Raw genomic sequence first — 1375 nt, 5'->3', positions numbered from 1 at the left:
CTGTGATGTGCAAACGAGCGGCCATCGGCCTCTAATGTTTTATAAGTTTGTGAGTCGGTTATTTCGTTTACTAAGGTGTTTAACTCTACTTTTGGACGCACAACCACTGGGCGCATTGTATCTACCGATTCGAGCGAGTCGTATAAATCGACGGCATCGTAAATAGTAAAGTTTACTTTGCCAACCTCTGGACATAAACGTGTGGCGCGCCCTTTCATTTGCTCGTACAAAATACGACTTTTTACTTTACGTAAAAACACCAGGTTACAAATGCTCGGTACGTCTATCCCTGTAGTGAGTAGGTCTACCGTTACTGCAATATTAGGTAAACGCTCTTTGTTGTAGCGGGTGATCATACTTTGTATTTTTTTAGGATCTTTGTCGCTTTCGCCGGTTATTTTAATAATGGCGTCGTGCTCAAGGTTTGGGTAATGCTTTTTAAAAGCCTCACGCAGCTCAATAACCATGTTATCGGCATGGGTGTTGTTTACACAAAATATGAGTGTTTTTTGCTTGCCGGTTGGGTCAAGCTTTGTAGCTAATGACTCGGCAACTATTTTATTAAAGTTTGATGCAATAATATCGCGATTAAAGCTGGCTACTTCAAAGTCGCGCTCGTCTTCAAGGGTATCTTGAATTAGCTCCCCTTGAGAGGTTAAGCGTGTTACCTCTGAGCCTTTATCGATATAAATACCGTTTTGGTTAAGCTTAGTAATTATTTTTATAGGGGGCGCTTGGTCTATTAAGTAGCCGTCTATCACCGCTTTGCGGTAGCTGTAACGGTACACTGGTAAACCAAAAATGTCGGTGGTGTGTAATGCGGGTGTTGCAGTAAGCCCTATTTTTACTGCATCAAAATGGTCAAGTATTCTGCGATACGTTGATACGTAGTCGAGCTGGTTTCTAAATTCCATTTCGCCATCGGTTTGTTCTTTATCAAGAATATAACCACGGTGTGCTTCGTCTACTATTATGCAATCGTAGCGTTCTACTGGCATAAATTCATCGCTTTGTAGCGTACGCTTAACTAGCGATTGAATAGTTGATACATGTATTTTAGTTGCGTCTGACGGGAACTTATCGGTCAGGCCTTTTATATTGAATATGGTATTAAAAGGCACATCGTTTATACGTGTGTCATCAAACGAATTTAGTGCTTGCTCACCCAATGAGCGCCTATCAACCAAAAACAAAATACGATTAAATCGACGTGACTGAATTAACCTGTACATAAGCGCGATAGCGGTACGGGTTTTACCTGTACCGGTTGCCATAGCAAGTAGTATATTTTGCTGGCCTTTTTTAATAGCTTGCTCGGTGGCTGTTATAGCCTCTTTTTGAAAATAACGGAGCCCTAAGCCTGTTGGTTCGTTAG

General features: G+C 41.5%; 1 protein-coding gene. It reads right to left on the bottom strand.

All coding sequences use genetic code 11. The features are described from left to right. Window positions 1-1375: type I restriction-modification system endonuclease (gene hsdR, locus L652_RS0100085; protein ID WP_024603157.1), on the bottom strand; the 1375-nt coding region annotated here is incomplete at both ends.

The organism is Pseudoalteromonas sp. TB25 (assembly GCF_000497995.1).
Taxonomy (GTDB): domain Bacteria; phylum Pseudomonadota; class Gammaproteobacteria; order Enterobacterales; family Alteromonadaceae; genus Pseudoalteromonas; species Pseudoalteromonas distincta.
The sequence above is the reverse complement of the archived record's forward strand: the minus strand, read 5'-3'. Positions and strand labels throughout refer to the sequence as shown.